The 20,208-nt window shown below is 69.5% G+C and carries 10 protein-coding genes and 2 pseudogenes; 7 read left to right on the plus strand and 5 right to left on the minus strand.

Annotation, left to right across the window (positions count from 1 at the left end):
* Nucleotides 1-3: 3 nt before the first annotated feature.
* Together AB0C19_RS01855 and AB0C19_RS01860 are read left to right on the plus strand one after the other, a co-directional pair.
* Nucleotides 4-150: pseudogene (locus AB0C19_RS01855) on the plus strand (TetR family transcriptional regulator); the annotation flags it as partial.
* Between the two features lie 65 nt (nt 151-215).
* Nucleotides 216-359, plus strand: a pseudogene (locus AB0C19_RS01860) (transposase); the annotation flags it as partial.
* 135 nt (nt 360-494) lie between these two features.
* Here AB0C19_RS01860 and AB0C19_RS01865 read toward each other — a convergent pair.
* Nucleotides 495-1,742, minus strand: coding sequence for a hypothetical protein (locus AB0C19_RS01865; protein ID WP_357177930.1), 1,248 nt, complete (start codon nt 1,740-1,742; stop codon nt 495-497).
* Nucleotides 1,743-2,071: 329 nt separating this feature from the next.
* Here AB0C19_RS01865 and AB0C19_RS01870 point away from each other — a divergent pair, with 329 nt between their 5' ends.
* A complete protein-coding gene (locus AB0C19_RS01870; protein WP_357177934.1) occupies nt 2,072-2,557 on the plus strand; it encodes an SRPBCC family protein in 486 nt (161 codons plus the stop codon).
* Nucleotides 2,554-3,192 carry an SRPBCC family protein gene (locus AB0C19_RS01875; protein ID WP_357177937.1) on the plus strand — a complete coding sequence of 213 codons (639 nt, stop codon included), beginning with the start codon at nt 2,554-2,556 and terminating at the stop codon, nt 3,190-3,192. The genes AB0C19_RS01870 and AB0C19_RS01875 overlap by 4 nt, the downstream gene beginning before the upstream one ends.
* A gap of 68 nt (nt 3,193-3,260) precedes the next feature.
* On the opposite strand, the gene AB0C19_RS01880 is transcribed toward AB0C19_RS01875, so the two are convergent.
* Together AB0C19_RS01880 and AB0C19_RS01885 are read right to left on the minus strand one after the other, a co-directional pair.
* The gene (locus tag AB0C19_RS01880; protein WP_357177940.1) at nt 3,261-5,957 is read right to left on the minus strand and encodes an AAA family ATPase; all 2,697 of its coding nucleotides are present in this window, start codon (nt 5,955-5,957) and stop codon (nt 3,261-3,263) included.
* Nucleotides 5,958-6,068: 111 nt separating this feature from the next.
* Nucleotides 6,069-6,518 carry a VOC family protein gene (locus AB0C19_RS01885; RefSeq protein ID WP_357177944.1) on the minus strand — a complete coding sequence of 150 codons (450 nt, stop codon included), beginning with the start codon at nt 6,516-6,518 and terminating at the stop codon, nt 6,069-6,071.
* Nucleotides 6,519-6,640: 122 nt separating this feature from the next.
* Here AB0C19_RS01885 and AB0C19_RS01890 point away from each other — a divergent pair, with 122 nt between their 5' ends.
* From AB0C19_RS01890 to AB0C19_RS01900, 3 genes are all read left to right on the plus strand, one after another.
* A complete protein-coding gene (locus AB0C19_RS01890; protein ID WP_357177947.1) occupies nt 6,641-7,441 on the plus strand; it encodes a helix-turn-helix transcriptional regulator in 801 nt (266 codons plus the stop codon).
* A gap of 171 nt (nt 7,442-7,612) precedes the next feature.
* Nucleotides 7,613-11,983, plus strand: coding sequence for a glycoside hydrolase family 9 protein (locus AB0C19_RS01895; RefSeq protein WP_357177950.1), 4,371 nt, complete (start codon nt 7,613-7,615; stop codon nt 11,981-11,983).
* A 41-nt stretch (nt 11,984-12,024) separates the two neighbouring features.
* Entirely contained in the window at nt 12,025-14,904 is a 2,880-nt protein-coding gene (locus AB0C19_RS01900) for an AAA family ATPase (RefSeq protein WP_357177953.1), read from the plus strand.
* A gap of 56 nt (nt 14,905-14,960) precedes the next feature.
* Here AB0C19_RS01900 and AB0C19_RS01905 read toward each other — a convergent pair whose 3' ends face one another.
* Both AB0C19_RS01905 and AB0C19_RS01910 read right to left on the minus strand, forming a co-directional pair.
* A complete protein-coding gene (locus AB0C19_RS01905) occupies nt 14,961-18,452 on the minus strand; it encodes a phosphatidylinositol-specific phospholipase C domain-containing protein (RefSeq protein WP_357177956.1) in 3,492 nt (1,163 codons plus the stop codon).
* Nucleotides 18,453-18,706: 254 nt separating this feature from the next.
* Nucleotides 18,707-20,170, minus strand: a complete 1,464-nt coding sequence (locus AB0C19_RS01910) for an alpha/beta hydrolase (RefSeq protein ID WP_357177959.1) — start codon at nt 20,168-20,170, stop codon at nt 18,707-18,709.
* Nucleotides 20,171-20,208: the final 38 nt, after the last annotated feature.

Consider the following 20,208-nt stretch of genomic DNA (forward strand, 5'->3'; position numbering starts at 1 on the left):
ACGGCGACCGCCGATGAGATCCGCCCCCACATGGACTCCCACGGGCTACTACGCGGCGTCGGCAATCTCTGCATCGGCGCGGGCAACGATCCCCGTCACGACGCACGCCGCCTGGTCCACCTCCTCGTGGCCGAGCTTCGCGTCCGCTAGGTGTTCAACCCAGAGAGGTTGGGGACGCGGCTGGTAGACGACCGGGTCGAACGCGGGCAGCGCACCTGGACGTCCAGGTCGAGGCGTTCCGCGACCGGCCTCTCAATGCCGCCCACTACCCGTTCGTGCGAATGGACGCGTTGACGATAAAGGTCCGTGAGCACGAGCGGAGGGTCAACGTCCACGCGCTCGTCGCGGTCGGGGTCAATGAACCGCAACCTGCCGCCCTCGTCTGGGGTGACCTTCTTTTCCAACCGGCTTTAGCCCGGCGATAAGGCGATCATCTTGCATAAGCGCCCCGGTGGGCCGTCCGGATTCCGACGGCCCACCGGGGGTACGACGGGTCAGAGGCGGCCGGCCGGTTCCGGGTGCGCGTCTGGCTTGATCAGCGCCGGGAGCTTGCGCTCGAATCGGTTGAAGAGATTCATCGACGGCAGGATGGGCCGGATGCCCGTGGCCTGCTGGGCGATCTGGGCGCCCCAGACCGAGGCCCGCAGGCGCTGGTTCGGGGTGCCGTGGTGGCTGGGGTCGTCGAAGAAGCAGTCGCCGACCTCGTAGAACGTCTGTTGCGCCTGGTGGATTTGGACGCCGTTGAAGTTGAGCCCGCGCGGGTGGGTGACGAAGTAGGTGCCGAAGCCGTCGGCCATCAGTTCGGTGCGGCGGGTCGCCTCGGCGCCGGTCAGCGGGCTGTCGAACAGGCCCTGTTCGAATTGAACATGGTGGGCCATCTCGTGGGCGAGGATCGCGCGCGCGCCGGCTGTTCCCAGGCCGAGTGCGCCGATCGCGGTGAGCATGCCCTCGCCGAAGACGACCTTGTCCGGGACGTCACGCAGCAACGGGTCGACCTCACCCTCGGCGGTGAAGGCGAAGGCATTCAGGGTGAAGATCGGGTTGCGTCCTCCGTCGAGCGCGGGGACGGAGCCGATGATGCCCATGATCTCGGCGGCGGCTGCTGCCGCCTGATCCTCGTCCAGTCCCCAGATGAAGGCCACCATCCGAGCTACTCGCGCGGGATCCTGCAGCATGTCGTTCTGCATGGCCATGAGCTTGACGTCGAACAGGTTGACGTCCCAGAACTGCTGTGCGTCCTTGAAGGTCCGCTTCAACGTGCTCTTGTGGCTGGCGGGCAGGCCGTAGTCCGCCTCGTTGTTGGGCTGGCCGTAGATGAGCGCGTCGTAGGCCGCGTAATCCAGGACGCCAAAGATGAGCAGGACCAGCAGGGTGTCCAGGTCGACGCCTTCGAGCAGGCCCAGTGTGTACGTGCTGAACTGGGTGTCCTGGCACTGATAGAGCGACGGGTCGATCGCGTCCGTGACCAACTGTTGCGCGAGGGACGGTTTCAGGCCCATCCTCTCCCGCTTGTCGGCAAGCATGGCCTGCCAGTTTTCCGGTAGCAGCGCGGCGATGGCGGCGATGCGTGCCTGGGTCTCCGGGTCCGCGGCGGCGCGGGCGGTCGCGAAGTCGAACCGCGGCGGGGCGACGATGCCCCCGCCCACGCTGACGCTCGCGGGTGGCGCCGCGTGGACGGGCCCCGGGGCCAGTCCCAGGCCGAGGACGATTGCCGCCAGCAGTGCGGGTATCCGTCGCCTCATGCACTCTCCTCGTTGTCCTGCGAGCCTCAGGTGTTGAGGCCACGATCAACTATCCGGTAGCGGCATTGAAGCACATGGGTGTGTAGTTACACACCCTCCGAGATCAGATCGCCCCGCAGTCGATGCCCATGCCACCCGGGACGCCGTCAGCTGTAGCAGGCACGGAGGTAAGGATCTTCACCGTGGCCGGCGCACATACCGCGAACTAGGTAGTTCTTGCCGATGTGCAGCGGTTGCCGTCTTGGCACGATCGCGTCTACCGGGTGTGGATCTAGCGGCTCGCTCATGCCCGGCGATCCGATGGTCAGTGACCGCAGAAAGGCTTCACGATGGAGAACATCACGGACACCGACGGGGCCGGCATTGACGTGTCGGCCCCGGTGGTCAGCCGCCACAGCGTCACGGTGACCGCGTCGGCGGACGTCGTGTGGCGGATCCTCACCGACATCGACGCATGGACGACCTGGCTGCCAGACATCGCGTACGCACGCGTGGAAACACCCGGTCCGCTCGCGCCGGGCTCCGTGTTCCGCTGGGCGGCCGCGGGCATGGAGATCGAGTCGACGATCGTTCAGGTACGGCTGCGGGAACGCCTCGTGTGGCGGGGATACGGTGACGGACCAAACGGGGTCCTCGGCGTCCACGTCTGGGCTCTCACTCCAGCCGGCGACGGTGTGGAGGTGTCGACCGAGGAGTCCTTCGCCGGCCCGCCTGTCGACGCCGACCCCGCGCCGTTCCAGGAGGGCCTCGACACGACCCTCGCCGGGTGGCTGGAACGACTCAAGGGTGCCGCCGAGGCGGTGACCGCATCGTGAAGAACCGTGTGTTCGCCGCTGCCGCGACGGCAGTGGTTGTGGCCGGCCTCGTGGGCGCCGCAGGTGCGCCGGCTCGGGCCGAGGTCGGGCGTGATGTCGGCTCCGACCGCGCGACGGTGCGCTGTGCGGGACGGACTGTCGACACCGAGGCGAAGATTCGCTATCGGACGGAGACGACGATCGACGCTCCGCTACGGACCGTCTGGAAGTTGCAGACCGACGTGGAACGCTGGCCGTCGTGGCAGACGCCCGTTTCATCCAGCAAGCGGCTCGATCGTGGCCCACTGCGTCCCGGTTCGTCGTTCCGATGGACGACACCGGTCCTCGAGACCGCGCTGAATCCCGCCACGACCCTCGTCGTCACGTCCACCGTCCGGCAGCTTCAGCAGCAGAGGTGCCTTCGGTGGGACGGCCCGGCGATCGGTGCGGGGCTGCGCATCGACGAGGGGGTGCACGTGTGGACGTTCACCGAGATCGACGGCCGGGTTCTCGTGCGTACCGAGGAGACGTGGCGCGGTGACCAGGTGGAGCAGGACGTCGATTTCTCCACCGTGGCTCTCGGGGCGGGCCTGGAGACGTGGCTGACGGAGCTGAAGACGCGTGCCGAACGGGAGTGTGATCGGGCCCGGCGCTGACGTGACCCAAGGGCCCCGCCGGTCTCGTACCGGCGGGGCCCTTTCGTCGCTCGGTGGGCCCTGCTCCGTCAGCGGAGTAGTTCTCGCAGTTGCCGGCGTGAGGTGATGCCCAGCTTGCGGTAGAGGTTGCGCAGGTGGGCATCGATCGTTCGCGGGCTGACGAACAGCAGTGCGGCGACCTCCTTGGTGCCCGCGCCGGAGGCGACCTTGCGGGCGACGAGTAGTTCGCGGGCGGTCAGCCCTGCGAGCGGATCGGCGTCGTCGGCCAGGGTCGGCTCGCCGATGGCGTCCAGTTCGCGGGCGGCGCGGCCGGCGAACCCGCGCGCGCCGATGGTGGAGAGCAGTTCGTGCGCGGCGCGCAGTTCCACCCGCGCCTCGGCGCGACGGCCGACCCGTCGCAGCCACTGTCCGTAGAGCAGTCGGGCACGCGCGTAGTGGACCCGCATCCTGCTCCCGGCGAACCGGCTGATCGCGGCACGGTAGTGGTCCTGCGCGCCGAGCCCCGGGTCGAGCAGCGCACACGCCAGCAGATGCGCGCCCGTCGTCCACGCGTTCGGGTTGACCCGTGCGACATCCCCGATCCAGTCAGCCGATTCCTTGGCTTCTTCGGCACGTCCGAGGTACGCGGCGGCTTCGACCAGCTCGTTGTGGAAGGCGGTGACGGCGTACGCGCCGCGCCGGTGCTGGTCCCGCACGAGCAGCAACGCGTCGAGCGCGGACTGGTGATCGCCGCTGCCGTTGCACAGCACGCTCTCCGCGTAGTGCAGGGCGGTGAAATTCACCCCCACCCAGCCGCGCAGCTTCTCCCGGATCTCGCGGAACCGGTCGACGTCCCCGCTCCATGCGGCAAGCATCAGGTCGGACCCGACGAGGTTGGACGTGCCGGCGGCTTCGTCGACCGCACGCGCCTCGATGATGCAGACCTGCGCGTCGGCGAAGCGGCCCACGATCGTCCGGGCTGCCGCCTGGAAGCGCAACGCATGGGGAAGGATCGCGTAGGCGCCCTGTGTCCGGGCGAGATCCACCTGACGGTCGGCGATCTCCTCCATGGCGTCGCTGTCACCGAGGTCGACGCTCAGCACGCAGGCGCGTTCCATCCACCACGGATCCGCGTCGGACGTGCGGGCGTGGTCCCGGAAGGCGTCGACCGTGCGGCGCATCAGGGGCATCGCCTCGTCCACCGGGCGGAGGTTCTGCTCGACCAACGCCTGCAGCAGCAGGTCGACCGGGCGTGGCGGCTGACGCTGGGGCACCCGTTCCCGGATGTGCAGGGCGAGCCGCCGCAACCTCCCCGGCTCGTCGACGCTGAACATGAGCGATGCGAACGCCTCCAGGTAGGTCTCGCGGACCTCGTCGGGCCCCACGCCGTCGGCCGCCTCGATGAGCGCGATCGTCGCCGGGATACTGCGCGCCACGTGATAGTCGATCGTCGCGCGCAGCAGTCGCGCGGCGCGGCGGTCGACGGGGTCCGGCTGGAGACGCTCGGCCTCGTCCACCAGATCCCGGGCGGCAGAAGGTTCCCCCGAACCCAACCGCGCTCTCGCCGCGGCCAACAACCGGCGGGCCTGCCCCGACCGGCCGGGGGTCAGTCGGGCCGCGCGCTCGAGGAACGCGGCCACGGCCGCCAATCCGCCGCGGCGCTGTGCCCGTCCGGCCGAACGCTCCAGCTCCGCAGCGGTCTCCTCATCCGGGCCGGTGATCGCGTTCGCCTGGTGCCAGGCGCGGCGGTCGGGATCGACGTCGACGTCGGTACCGGCGGCGAGCGCCGTGTGTGCCCGCCGTCGCAACCCGGCGCCGGTCGACCGGTACACCGCGGAACGCGCCAACGGATGCCGGAAGTGCACCCGGGGCCCGGTCACCAACAGGCCGCTGTCCTCGGCCGCGGTCAGGTCCACGGCGTCCAACCCCTGGATCGCCATCGCACGCCGCAGCAGCACGAGATCGCCTGTCGGCTCCGCCGCGGCCAGCGCCAGAACCGCGCGCGTGGGTGCCGGCAGCCGCAGGAACCGACTCACGAACCGGTGTTCCACGGCGCGGTGCCCGGCGTCCCCGGGTAGCCCGAACGGTCCGGCGTCGCGGGCGAACTCCACCAGGGCAAGAGGGTTGCCGGCCGCTTCGGCGAGGATCCGTTGCACGATCGCTGCATCGTGGCCGAAGGGTGCCCGATACCGCAGCAGGGTGAGGGCTTCCGAATCAGTGAGCCCGGTGAGAGTGAGGGCGGGTAGGCGACCGAGCTCCGACACCGAGTCGGCGTCGCGGGCAGCGAACACCATGGCGACCCGCTCCGCCGCAACGCGTGCCGCGACGAAGGCCAGTACCAGCCGCGAGCCGGCGTCGATCCACTGCACGTCGTCGACCGCGCAGAACACCGGCCTGCGCCGGCCTACGGCACTCAGCAGGCCCAGGACGGCCAGCCCGACGAGCATCGGAGTCGGCCTGACCCCGGCGTGCAGCCCGAACACCGCGTCGAGCGCGCTCCGCTGCGGTACGGGGAGCCCAGCGCGGTGGTCGAGCACGGGCGCGCACAACTGGTGCAGGGCCGAGTAGGGCAGTTCGCTCTCGAACTCGACACCACCGGCCCGCAGCACCTGCCATCCGTCGAGCCGCGAAGCGGCCGCACCGATGAGCGTCGACTTGCCGATCCCCGCGTCACCGAGAACGAGCATCGCCCCGCCGCGGCTCCGCGCCGCGGCTGCCGTCACCGAGGCAATCTCGCCCAGCTCCGCCTCGCGAGCGACGAACAATCCCGACCTGGTATCTGTCATCAGCTTCTGCGTGTCGCCGGACGAATGGTGCCCTCCGGTTGATCGGCCCCACCGATGGTAACCACAGCAGCGCACCGACCGGGACGGCCGCCGGGTCTGGAGTCGGCGCTCCTACGAGGGCAACTCGAACAGTTCCAGCTGGATGCCGTCGGGGTCACGTAGGTAGAGGATCTTCGTCCCGGCCAGCGCCCCCGCTTCGACGCCATCGCCGTCCTGGAGCACGACCGGATCGGCGTTGACGTGCACGCCCCGCCGCACCAGGTCGCGGTGCGCCGAGTCGAGGTCGTCGACCTCAAAACACAGGTGCATGACCCCGACGTCAGAGTTGCGCCCGGTGAAGGGCCTCGGCCGCGGGCTGTCGTACTGGATGAGTTCCAGCAGGACGTTGTCACCGGCCAACGCGAAGGAGGCCCGCATCGACGCGTTCTCGACCTCGACAACCGCACCGATCGCCGGGTTCGTCGCCGAGATCGTCACACCGTTCGGCGCGATGCCGAGGGCGTCCTCGTACCACCTCACCGACCGCGCCAAATCGCTGACCGGCACTCCGATGTGATGCATTCTGGTCACTCTGCTCATGATCCCCATCCTCGACGGCGGAACCACCACTGTGGAAGCCACAGATCTTCCGCGTACCGCTGGTACCACCCAGTTCCCCGGACCAATGGCGGATCATGGGGTTCATGAATGACCTCGGAACCGCGCTGCGGGCCTGGCGGGATCGCACGGACCCGGCCGCAGTCGGTCTCCAGAACGCATCACCTCGGCGCGTCGTCGGGCTACGGCGCGGCGAGCTGGCAGCACTGGCCGGCATCTCCCCCGAATACGTGGCACGCCTCGAACAGGGCCGGGCCGCCACACCATCGGCGCAGGTGTGCACCTCCCTGGCTCGCGCGCTACGACTCTCCGACGACGAGGAGGCGCACCTGATGCGCCTGGCCGGCTTCGCCGCGGCCCCGGACCGGATACCCCACCTGATCCCCAGCAGCCTGCACCGCGTCATCGACCACCTCGGCGACACCCCGGCGGCCGTCTACGACGCCGTGTGGCGACTGCTGCACTGGAACCGGCTGTTCGCGGCCGTCTTCGGCGACCCCACCGGCGCCATCGCCGACGATCGCAACGCCTTGATCGTCCAGTTCGAATCCCGAAACCCTCGCGTCCGCCAGACCGACAGCGAGCGCGCCTACTTCGAGCAGTCGTTGGTGGCCGACCTGCGCGCGACCAGCGCCCGCTATCCGAACGACCCCGACGTGGCGGCCCTGATCTCGCGCATGGCCGGGAACGACAGGTTCCGCCACCTCTGGGCCCTCCGTGCGGTGGCCCATCACGAGAGCGCGCACAAGACAGCCGTCCACCCGGACGTGGGCGCCATCCCGCTGGACGCCAACGTCCTGACCACCCAGAACACCGACCTGCGCCTCGTGGTCCTCACGCCTCGGCCCGACACCACCGCTCGCGAGAAGCTGGATCGACTGGGTTGACGACATCGTTCCAGTCTGGACAAAGGAACCCCGGGAGGCAGCGGCGGAACGCACGCCGGCCGGATCCCCTGCCCGAATAGGCAATTTCCACCGATGCGGTGCGGGGCTCCGCTGCCGCATCGTCTCCGTGATCTCGGTGGCGGGCGACGAGGTCGGTCTGGAGGATTTGACGTGGGCGTGGTGCGCAGGCGACTGGCCGCGATCATCGCATTGACGACGGTGTCGACGGCTCTGTACGCCCTGGAACCGCCGACACCGGCGGCAGCGGTGGCGCGGGACCTGAACGTGGGGTCCTGGAACATGCAGGGCCAGCATCAAGGGGGCGGAGGGCCTCCGGAGTCGCGATGGCTGACCGCTGTGCAGCAGATGCTCAACCAGGAGGGGGTGCAGGTCGCCGCACTCCAGGAGGCGGGCAGCCAACCGCCCGACCGGGCGGTGTGGATGGATCGGCAATTCGCCGAGGCCGGCGTCACCGAGCATCTGTACAACATCGGCTCGGAAAGCCGCCCGGACCTGGTGCAGATCTACTGGGCCGACACCGGTCAACAACGCAACGGCCTGGCCATCGTCACCCGGGAGACGGTGACCGACGCCGTGATCTTGCCGGTGCATTCGCGGTTCAACTCGCGGCCGATGATGGGCGTCCAGATCGGCACCGACTGGTACTTCACCGCCCACGCGCAGTCCAACGGTCCGAACAGTGCCAACGACGCCCCCGACATCATCGAGACGGCGCGGCAGTTCATGGCCGGTCGCCCCACCGGCGAATGGATGGTGCTCGCCGACTTCAACCAGGACCCGGCACGGATGCCGGCCGCGTTGCAGAGCCACATCGTCGCGGCGGGCCAGCCCACCCACGAGGGCGGCGAAGAGCTGGACTTCGCCTATGCCAGCAACGGGAACAACAACACCATCAACGCCGAGGTTCGCGGCGGGAACTCCGACCACAGGTATGTCCGTTACGTCGTGAACGCCGGCTGTGGCTCCGGCGGTGGCCTCGCGCCCCGGACGACGACCGAGCGGGACTGTTACGCCCCGGTCCCCGGCGACACCTACCGCTTCTTCGCCCGCCACCTGGAGCACGCGGTGATCGCGTCGAAGACGAACGACGGCGACGACATCGGACCACACGTCAGGACGCCGCGCGGCAGCCTCGACGAGGCCCTCCAGGTGCGCTTCAGCACGGCTGGGGGTCAGTACCAGCTCGCCTGGCCGCAGGCCGACCCGGCGACCGAGCGGTGTCTGTCCTGGGACGCGAACTCCCGGAGCACCGGCAGCACCCTCTGCTCGGAGCAGGCAGATGTGTCCCGGTGGCAGTTCAAGGACGGGCAGATCTTCACGCCTGGGCTCGGCGGCTCCCTGCAACCCTCCGCCAACGCTCTCGGAGCGCGGTTGGTGGTCGCGCAGGACTTCTACCAGTGGCGACCGGAGCCCCGCAACGGCATCGGCCCGCGCTGGGACCCGATCGGTGAGTTCCGGGACGCCACCCCGGCCGGCTCGGAGACCCACTTCCCCGACCTCGACGGCGACGGCGACGCCGATCACGTCATCGTTCAGCCCGACGGTCGGATACCGGCGTGGCGCAACAACGGCCCCCGATCCACCTGGACCGCCCTCGGTGACATCAGCCCGCCGGACCGGGGTCTGCCCAGTACGGTGCACTTCGGCGACCTCGACGGCGACGACCGGGACGACTACGTCCGGTTGCAGACCGCTGACGAGTCGCCCACCGGGACCCGGGTCATCTGGATGTCCCGCAACGAGTCCGACGCCGCGCAGATCCGGTTGGGAGCACCCACCATCGTGGCCAACGACCTGCGCTACGAGAACCCGCGCTTCGTCGACATCGACGGTGACGGAGACGACGACCTGATCAACTCGGATCGGCTGAGCCACGCCAGCCTCTGGGAGAACCGGTCCCAGGGCCGGACGCCGGTGCCGGGCGACTGGCACTCGGTCAGTGGCTTCGCGACCCCCGCCGACGGCTATTACCAGACGTCGTTCACGGATGTCACAGGTGACCGCCGGGCCGACGTGCTGCGCGTCGACTACCCCAGCGGCAAAGTGCAGGCCTGGGAGAACACCGGCGCACCGTGGAGCGCGACGACCGGCTGGCGGTCACTGGGCCCGATCCGTGACGATGGCCCGTTCGCCGGCACCACCGGCCTGTTCGCCGACCTCGACGCCGACCTGATCAGCGACTTCGTCCTGGTCAGCGCCGCCTCCGGCGGCCTCGACGGTTGGCTGCTGCCCCGGTACGGCAGCGCGGATCCCGGCCCGGGACAGCCCGGCCAGGGCGGCGGGCAGGACCTGCCGGCGGGAACGCTGCCGGCGTACGGGGGTGGGCCACCCCGGCCGCAGCTCGACGGCCGGCTGTTGCAGAACAGCACGTTCACCGGCACTGACAAGCCGTGGTGGGTGAACGCCGGAATGACGCCGAAACTGGACGGCGGGACCTTCTGCGTGACCGCGCCCGCGTCCACCAACCCGTGGGACGTCCTGGTGGGCCACAACAGCATCTACCTGCCCGGCGGCGCCACGTACACGCTGCGGTTCCGCGCCCGGACGAACACGGCGGCGAGCCCGCTGGTCTACCTCGCGCCCTTCGACAACCCGACCAATGTCACGTACCTGAACAAGGGCTTCACCACCGGCACCGCCTGGAAGGAGTACGAGTACACCATCACCACGACCTACCCGGAGCCGTACCGGTTGGCCCAGCTCCAGTTCCGGCTCGGTAAGTCCACGGCGCCGTACGAGTTCTGCATGGACGACGTGACGCTCACCGGCGCCGAGTACGCGTACCGGGCCGACGCCGGGCCGGACCTCAAGGTGAACCAGCACGGCTACCTACCCAACGGACCCAAACGGGCGACGTTGCTGTACGGCGCGTCCCACGCGGTGCCGTGGACGCTGCGCCGGGTCGGCGGCGGTGCGACGGTGGCGACGGGTCGGACCACCCCGACCGGCTTCGACGCGTCGGCAAGCGCCAACACCCATGTGATCGACTTCAGCCACGTCACGACCACCGGCCGGTTCGAATTGGTGTACGACGGCTGGGTCGACCGCCCCAGTCACCCGTTCGACATCCGCGCGGACCTGTACGACCGGCTGCGCACCGACGCGACCCGCCTCTTCTACACCAACCGCAGTGGGATCGCGATCGACGGGGGCATCGCCGGGGCGGCGTACGCCCGCCCGGCCGGGCACGTCGCGGAGTCACCGAACGGTGGCGACACCCAGGTGCCCTGTCAGGAGCCGAAGTCGTTCCTGAACAACTGGACCTGCTCCTACCGACTGGACGTCACCGGCGGCTGGTACGACGCCGGCGACCACGGCAAGTACGTCGTCAACGGCGGCATCGCGACGTACCAGCTCCTGTCGACCTGGGAGCGCAACCGGCCGGCGGCCCTCGGCGACGGCACCCTGGCCGTGCCGGAACGCGTAAACGGTGTCCCGGACATCCTCGACGAGGCCCGCTGGAACCTCGATTTCATGCTGAAGATGCAGGTGCCCGACGGCCTCCCCCTGGCCGGCATGGTCCACCACAAGGTTCACGACGAGACCTGGACCGGGCCGCCGATGCTGCCACACCAGGACCGGAAACCCCGGGAACTGCACCGCCCGTCGACCGCGGCCACCCTGAACCTGGCCGCCGTCGCGGCCCAGGCAGCGAGGATCTACCAGGCGCACGACGCCGGCTTCGCCGCCCGGCTGCGGGCAGCGGCCGAACGCGCGTACGCCGCGGCCCGGGCCAACCCGGCGCTCTTCGCGCCGTACGAGGACCGCAGCGGCGGGGGGCCCTACAACGACGGGGACGTCTCCGACGAGTTCTACTGGGCCGCGGCCGAGCTGTACCTGACCACCAAGGACGCCACCTACCTCACCGCCGTCCGGGCCAGCCGGTTCCACACCGCCGGTACGGCCTTCAGCCAGAACGGCTTCTACTGGGGTTCGGTGGCCGCGCTGGCCCAACTCGATCTGGCGCGGCTCGGCACCGGGTTGAGCGACCGCGAACAAATCAAGGGATGGGTGGTCGCCGCCGCGGACCGGTTGATCTCGTTCCAGAAGGCCGAGCGCTTCGGGCAGACCTACACCCCCACCACGGGACGCTACGACTGGGGCTCGAACGCGTCCATGCTGAACAACCAGGTCGTCCTGGCCACCGCCCACGACCTCACCGGCGACGACAGGTACGCCGACGCCGTCTTCGAAGGGCTCGACTACCTGCTGGGCCGAAACGCCCTCGGGCAGTCCTACATCACCGGCTACGGCAGCAACGACGCGAAGAACCAGCACAGCCGGTGGTACGCGAAATCGTTCGACGCCCGGTTGCCGAACCCGCCGGTGGGATCGGTTGCCGGGGGGCCCAACTCCAGCCTCCAGGACCCGCTCTCGGCGAGTTGGCTGCACGGATGCGCCCCGCAGCTCTGCTACGTCGACAATCTGGAAGCCTGGTCGGTCAACGAGATCACCATCAACTGGAACTCCGCACTGACCTGGGTTGCCGCATTCGCCGCCGACGTGGCTGGCCGTCGATGACCGGGCCGACGGCGCGGGGCAGCCGATGGATCTGAGGCACGATGCTGACGTCCGTTAACTCTCCAGGGTTTCTGATCGGGCGTGGGCCCGAACTCACGGAGCTGTGGGACGCCGTGCAACGGGTGCGTCTCGGCGCCGGCGGCGTGGTCTGGATCGAGGGCGAGCCGGGGATTGGCAAATCATCCCTGATGGCGGCCGCTGCCCACGTTGGCAGAGAGCTGGGCTGCCAGGTGTCCGAGGGTGTCGCCGACCAACTGGCTCATCCGCCACTCCTGGGCGTGCTACTCGACTGCCTGGAGATCAGGCCGCGCTCGACGGATCCCCACCGGGCGCGGATCGCGGAGCTCCTGAGCGACAGGCGATCCGTCCTCGATCTGGCCGACGCCGGTCACGCCGCGGCGGCCGTGGAAATGGTCGTCGCTCTGGTCGACGAACTGTGCACCGCCGGCCCGATGATGCTCCTCGTCGACGACGTGCAGTGGGCCGATGACGCGTCCATCGATGTGTGCCGCCGGCTGGCCTCGGTCGCCGCGTACCTGCCGTTGCTGCTGGTCCTCTCCTACCGTCCCGGCGCTCACCGGTCGACAGTGCGGCGGTTGCGCGCCGTCGCACGCCGGCGGGCCGTGCTCCGCGTCCCGCTCGGTTCCCTCACCCCGGAGTCGGTCCGCGATCTGCTCGCCGCACTCGTGGGCGTGCCACCCGGGGACGGACTCGTCAGGCTCGCCGCTCAGGCGGCCGGCAATCCACTCTTCCTGCGGGAACTGGTCGAGTCACTGGTTCGTGAGGACCTGCTGGACATCGGCGCGCAGGCCGAGGTGCGCGACTCAGCTGCCGGCGTGGTCCCGAGATCGCTGGCCGCGGCCCTGGAAGGCAGGCTGAGTTCCGTCCCGGCCGGTACCGTCGAGTTGATGCGGGCGGCCGCGCTGCTCGGCGGCGAATTCGCGGTCACCGAACTCGCCGCACTGCTCGGCCGTCCGGCGATCGACTTCTCCGCCGACCTCCAGGAGGCGGTGACTGCGGGCATCCTGGTCGAGGCCGGCCCTCGGCTGCGATTCCGGCATCCGTTGCTCCGGCAGGCCCTGTACGACGGGATGCCGGCCGCGTTGCGCGCCGCACTGCACCTCGATGTGGCACGGGCCTTGGAGTCCACCAGCGTCGAACCGCAGCGTGTGGCTCAGCATCTCCTCGCCTCCGGCGTTGTCGGGAACCGCTGGGCGCGACGGTGGCTGGCCGGGGCCGGACCGGTGCTGGCGGGTTGGGCGCCGCATCTCGCGGCCGAGCTGCTCCGTCGCGAGGTGGACCACGACCCGGGTGACGAGGACGTATGGGTGGTGCTCCGCATGAACCTGGCGCGGGTCCTCATCGCCGCCGGCGAGCACGAGGAAGCCGCGCAACGGGTGCGGCAGACCCTGGGGTTGGTCGTCGACCCGGACGACCGGGGGCAGCTCCACTGGATGCTCGCCCGCGCGCTGTGCAGTGGCGGGCACAACGACGCGGCGGTGGCCAACCTGCACCGGGCCCTCGCCGGAGCTGACCTACCCGACGCCTGGCGGGCCCGGCTGCTCGCCTCGCTGGCCATGTTCCAGCGGGCGGGCTCCGGGGACCTGGCGGCGGCGGACGCCACCGCTCGGGACGCGCTCCGCACGGCAGCCGTGGCCGGAGACGCTTTCGCGACGGCGTACGCGCTGACGGGTCTCTGGGCCAGCCATTCCGTGCGACGGCAGCACCGGCTCGCCCTGCACAGCGCGGAGGCGGCGATCGAGGCGTTGAGCTTCGTCGCCGACCACGTCGACCTGAGGGCGTTCGCCCTGCACGGACGGATCTTCTCGCTCCAGAACCTGAGCCGATGGACGGACGCTGAGGCGGCGCTGTGTGAAGCCCGGGACTTTCTCCGCGCGGCCAACCGCATGGACGACACGACCGCCGGGGTGACCGCCGCCGTGTTGCTGTTCTGGCTGGGGCGGTGGGACGACGCCCTGGCCGAACTCGACGCGGTCGCGCAGGACACCTCGACATCGACATACCGTGGGCTGCGCGATGGCGGCCCGGGGCGGCTCTGGCACGGTGTGTCCGCGCTCATCGCTGGCCATCGGGGCGAGCGGGTCAGGGCCGCCGCCCATCTTCGCGCGGGACTCGACCGCCCGGTCGTGACCGTTGCCGATCGGGAAAACCTCGACTTCCTGCTAGTGGCGCGGTCCCTTGCCGCCGAGCAGGACGGCGATCTGCGGATGGCGTTGGACCATTTGGCCGCTCTTCTCGACCGACGGCCAGGGGAGATGACCCTGACCCACCAGTGGCTGCCCCGGTTCGTCCGACTCGCTCTCGCGGTCGACGACCGGTCGGCCGCGGAGGCCGGGGTACGCGCCTGCCTGGCGGAGGCGGCGGCAGAGCAGGTGCCGGCGCGAGCGGCCGCGTCCGCTGATCGGTGTCGCGGCCTGCGCAGCGGCGACCCGGCGACTATTCGTTCCGCCGTGGCGCACTACCGGGCGAGCGGGGTGCCGGTGGAACTCGCCGGGACGCTGGAGGATCTCGCCGTCGTCCTGGCGCAGCGGGGCGACATCGCGCAGGCACGGACCGCCCTGAACGAGGCGATCGACCTGTACGGCACTTTCGGCGCCACCTGGGATATTCGCCGTGCCGAGGCCAGGCTGCGCGGTCGCGGGATTCGTCGTGGGGTACGGGGTGCCCGGAGCAGACGGCCGGGGCACGGCTGGGACGCGTTGACGCCGACCGAGCGCAAGGTCGCCCTGCTTGTCGCGGCGGGTCGTTCCACGCCGGACATCGCACAGAATCTTTTTCTCACCCGCCGGACGGCCCAGACGCACATCTCGCGGATCCTGGCGAAGCTCAACATGCACAGCCGGGTGGAGATCGCGGGGGCGGTGCTGCGCCGGGCGTCGGAGGGCGTCGTCGAGCACTGACCGGTGCTGCGAGGGCGGTGGCATCCGGGCCGGACCTGGATGCCACCGCCTCCGCGTCAGCCGGCCGGGCCGATGAGCCGCCAGGGCTCCAGGTCCGAGTTGGCCCCGGTGCCGGGCACGTTGCCCTGGGTCCACCACTTGGCCTGCCAGACCTTGCCGGCGTACTTCACTGTGGTGTTCTCCACCGACTGGGTCGCCGGGTTGTAGACCTTGCCGGCGTCCCAGGCCGGTGCCGAACACCCGCCCGTCGCCGGGATCACCTTCGCGGCACCCCGGTTCTGCTCCGGCACCGAGGCGAACGTGGTGCCGCCCAGCTTGACTGTGGTGTTCACCGGCCCGGTGGCCGGGATGTAGTAGATGATCGGCACGTCCAGGCTCTGTCCGGCCGGGATGATCTGGCAGTAGTCCAGGGTGAGGCTGACCCGGTGGAAGGCGCCGGACAGTCCGGTGCCTACGTTGGGGCCGGTGTGCCCGGCCTGCACCTGCCACCGGCCGCCCTGGGCGCCGGTCTGCCAGTTGCCGTCCTTGATCAGCGGGGGTGTCGAGGTCGGCAGGTCGAACGAGATGACGTTGCCCTTGCCGCCGCCGATGGTCACTCCGGTGTTGTTGCTGATCCGGACGGTCGGGGTCAGCGGCCATAGACTCGCCGTGTCGGTCGGGTAGCGGATCAGGTCGACTGTCACGTCGAGGGCCAGTGCCGGACGCTGCACCGAACTGCCGGCGCTGCGGCTGTCGCCGTACGCGGCGGCGCCCTGGAGCCGTTCGTGCAGCCGGTTGGTCAGGCTGTAGCCCATCACACAGGGGTTGTCGGCGGTCGCCTCGGCCGGGCACTCGTAGTCACCGGAGAGTTCCCACATCATCACGCCACCCGCGCCCTTGCGGTTGACGTAGTCGACGACCTGGTCCAAGGCCTCGGTGTCCTGGATGGAGAGATAGGTCTTCTTCTCGGGGTTCCACAGCCACGCGGTACGGGTCGTCGCGTCCCAGTGCCGGTCGTACGTGCCGGTGCGCCGATCGTTCGGGTCGCTGTCCGGCGTGAGGCCGACCGCCTTCGCGTAACGGGGGGTGAGGTCGCGTTCCAGGTTCTTGGCGTGCCACATCGGGTTGACCCCGGCGCCGACCTCCTGACCGCTGGCGTCGAGGTCGTGCCAGATGTTGTCGATGCCGAGCGCGCCGTTGCCGCACGGACGTACCAGGCCGGTACCCGGCTGACAGTTGCTGCCGACGGATCTGCCCCACATCCCGTTGCTGCCACCTGTGACGTTGCGCCAACCCCGGGTGTAGTACGGGATGCCGATGTTGATCCGCCCGGCCTGCATCGCGCCGCGCAGGTGGTGGAAGGCCCAGTCGGTGTTGAAGTAGCCGATCTTCTGATATTCCGGCGTGGAGTACAGGTCGCTCAGCTCCGGGTCCTTGCCGTCGTCGTGCAGGGCGGCGTTCGGACCGACCACGTCGTTCCAGGAGCCGTGGTAGTCGTACGCCATGAGGTTGGTGTAGTCCTGGTAGCGCAGCGCCTTCTGGTTCTCCATGCCCCGGACCAGGTAGCCGGAGGCCGACGTGGCGGAGGTGAGCAGGTGGTAGCGACCGTTGGTGGCAGACGCCCGGTCCAACTTCTCCCGCAACGTCTTCATGAGGGCCGTGTACGAGGTCGGCAGTCCCTTGCGGCGGGAGCGAGCATCGTTCCAGTCGTTCGGGTTGCCGGTGTCGTCCAGCACGGTCGGGTACTCGAAGTCGATGTCGACGCCGTCGAAGCCGTACCGGCCAAGGAAGTCGACCACCGAGTCGGAGAACGTGTTGATCCCGGCCTGGTTGGTCGTACCGTCGGCGTTTGTGGTCATGCCGTAGAAGCCACGGCTCTCCGCCCAGCCGCCCACCGAGATCAGCGTCTTCACCCGGGGGTGCTGACGCTTGTAGGTGGTCAACAGGTTGAAGTGCCCCCGGTACGGCAGGCTCTGGTCCATCTCGGTGCCGGGAACGTTCCAGGTCATGCCGGTTGCCGGGTTGTTCGGGCCATCCGCTCCGACCGAGATCCGGTTGTTCTCGACTCGGGCGAAGGCGTAGTTGATGTGGGTCAGCTTTGACCACGGCATGTTCTTGACCAGGTAGGAGGGCTTGCCGTCGGCCCCGGTACGGCTGCCGTTGAAGTAGCCGATCACCCGACGACTCCGGCCCTGGCCGAGCCACTCCCGGCCGTCGCCCTGGTAGACCCGGCAGTAGGGGGTGCTGGTGCCGGCGGTCGGGATCATGCCGTCCGGGCGGCACTGCGCGTGGTCCGTCGGCACCACCGGTCGGGTGCCTCCGTTGTCACCGCCGGCATGCTGCTCCATCGGGTCGCCGGCCCCGCCGTTGCGACTGCCGCCGGCCCGACCGGCGGGATTGCGGGCGACGATCTCGTCGATCAGCTTTCCGCCCGGGAAGTCCATCATCACGATGCCGAGCCGGTCCATGGTCTGGCGTCCACCGAAGTTGCCCGCCCGGTTCGGGTAGAACTCCGGGCACCTGTCGTTGCTGGCCCGCAGGCACTGGATGAGGAACTCGTTGACCCCGGTCGCCGTCGGGGTGCCACCGGCGACCGTGTACGGGTGGGCCAGGCCACCCGTGCCGCTGGTGAAGTTCATGTAGAGCGAGCCCGGCTCGTGGTCGTGTCGGGTCTGCTCGCCACGGTTGGCGTCCCACACCCCGTTGGTCTTGCGCAGGTGCGTCCGAACACTCTCCCACTTGTCGTCGATGTCGCTGACCTGGGTGACGGTGAAGTTGTCCTGCACGTAGCCCTCGTAGGAGCCGCCGGCGGGGTAGAGCTGCCCGATGCCGTAGCCGCCGTAGATGCCGCCGGCCGGTCCGCGGAACCCGAGCAGGACGATCTTCCCGCGTACGGCGCCGAGGGTCGGCGTGGTCGTCTGCTCGACACCGTTGACGGAGTTGCTCCAGAACAGGCTTCCCCAGGCTCTGCCCTGCCTCGTCTCGTCACCGTTGCCGGTGTGGTAGCGGCCGGTGAGGTACGAGTCGAACACCTTCCGGCGCCACTCGGTGCTGTCGTAGCCCTCCGCGTCGGCGCAACTTCCATCGCTGCCCAGGCACTCGGCCTTGAGGTTCAGCAGCACCGTCTCGGTCGGGTTCGCCCGCAGGAACGTCTCGATCTTCGTGAGCACGTCGGTGAAGTTGGCCCACTGGTAGTAGACACCGTGGTGGACGGTGAACGTCAGTCCGGCGTCGCCCCTGTCCACCCGGACCCTGATGTCGATCGACCGGATGCCGGCGTCCAGTTGGGTGGCCAGGGTCTCCGCGCTGTACCCGTGGCGTTCCTGCGTCTGGGTGAGGCTCGTCGAGATGAATTCGCAGTCGCCGTTGCCCGCCGACTGGCCGCAGAGCGCGAGGGTGTCGTGGGTGCCGGGAATCGACAGGTCGGCCAGGCTGGCGTCGTCCGACACCCGTGCCATCCAGTCCCGGTTCGCCTCGGCGGCGGATTCGATGCTGCCGTAGTGGTCGTTGGCGAAGGCCGGCGTGGCCGGACCGGCGACAGCTGTCGCGGTCGTCGCGACCAGGGTCATGACGAGCAGGGCGATCGCTGGCCTGGGCTGTCGGGAGCGCCGTGGCCACCGGAGAACCGGCTTCTTCGCCGGACCCGGTGGGGCGGATGCTGAGTGTGTCGTCGGCATGGCAGACCTCCGGCAGGCGTGATCGCGCGTGCGAGCACGCATCGATGGAACTACCCGCAGTCTTGGTGCCGCGCCGCGTCGAGACATCTGTCAGATGACGACGATCTACGCCGCCGGTGCCCGCCGAGGGCAGTAGGTTCCGTCGCTCAGCCGGCCTCGGCCGCACACGTGATGTCGTGCCGCGGACGCTGGCCGGTGGTGAGGAAGGCCGTCGCCGTGTTGTTGGCGCACATGTTCTTGGCGAAGAGCAGGTAGGCACCGTGGCCACCCTGGTCCACCGTCACCATCCGCGCCCGGTCACCGAACGCGTTCCTGAGTTCGCGGGCGCCGACCAGCGGGGTCCCGGGGTCGCGAAGGTTCTGCACCATCAGCACGTTCGACGGCCCTCGGTCACCAATTCGCACCGGCCGCTCGACCGGGGACGGCCAGAATGCGCACGGACCGATATTGGCCGCGGCGGCACCGACCATCGGGTACTTGACCCGGTGGACCGCGACGGCCCGCTGATAATCGCGGACGGAACTCGGCCACTTCGAATCGCCGCAGATGACATGCAGGCGGCCGGAGACGGCGTTGTCGATATTCGCGGGCGGCGGCTCGGGCGGCATCGACTCGTTCGTGTCGAGCGCTTTCCACACTGCAGCCAGGGTGGGCATGCTCACGTCGCTGTAGAGGTGGTCGAACGTGATCCCCCGGAACAACGAACCGTCCACGCCCTGCACCGGTGACTTCTCCAGCCGCGCGGCGAGGTCGAAGAACTTCGCGCGCACCTGCTTCGGCGTCGTGCCCAGTCCGTACTGGGGATTGGCGGCGGCGAACGTCGCGAAGTCCGGGAACCGGTCCTCCAGGCCGCGGCCGAGCCGTCGCATGGCGGTGAGGTCGTAACCACCGGGGCCGAGGTTGCTGTCGAGCACGAACCGGTCACTGTGCTGGGGGAACATCGTCGTGTAGACCGCACCGAGGTAGGTGCCGTACGACACACCGAGGTAAGAGATCTTCGGCTCGCCCAGCGCTTCCCGAATGCGGTCCATGTCCCGTGCGGTGTTCGCGGTGGTGATGTGGGGCAGCAGCGCGGCCGTCTCCGATGTCGCACACTGCCGGGCCATCGCCTTCGCGATCTCGGCGTCCTTCCGTACGCCGGCCGCGTCAGCCGGGTACCAAAGGTTGCGCCGGGCGATCTGCTCCGGCGTCACGTCACAGGTCACCGGCGAGCTGTGGCCCACACCGCGCGGGTCGAATCCGATCACGTCGTACTGGTCCTGGACGCTGCGCGGCAGCGGCTGCGGCGACAGATTGCCGGCGAGCAGGCCCGGGTAGATCAGTCCCCCGGCGCCGGGACCGCCCGGGTTGGTTACCAACACGCCCCGGCGCCGCGACGGGTCCTTGCTCGGCAGACGGGAGACCGCCACGTCAAGCTGCCGCCCCTGCGGCTTCCGATAGTCCAGGGGAACCTGGACCGTCGTGCATTCCAGTCCGGGCAGCGCGCTGTCGGCGGGGCACGGACCCCACTTCAACCCGCTTTGCGCCGTCGCTTGGGAAGCCCCCAGAACCGACACCAGCGACATCGCCGCGACCGCCGAAACGAGCACGACCGACAAGGTTTTTCGCATCTGACTCCCCTACTCAAGACTTGCCGCACCAGTGATAA

Origin of the sequence: Micromonospora sp. NPDC048842, from assembly GCF_040649935.1 — a bacterium.
Classification (GTDB): domain Bacteria; phylum Actinomycetota; class Actinomycetes; order Mycobacteriales; family Micromonosporaceae; genus Micromonospora; species Micromonospora hortensis.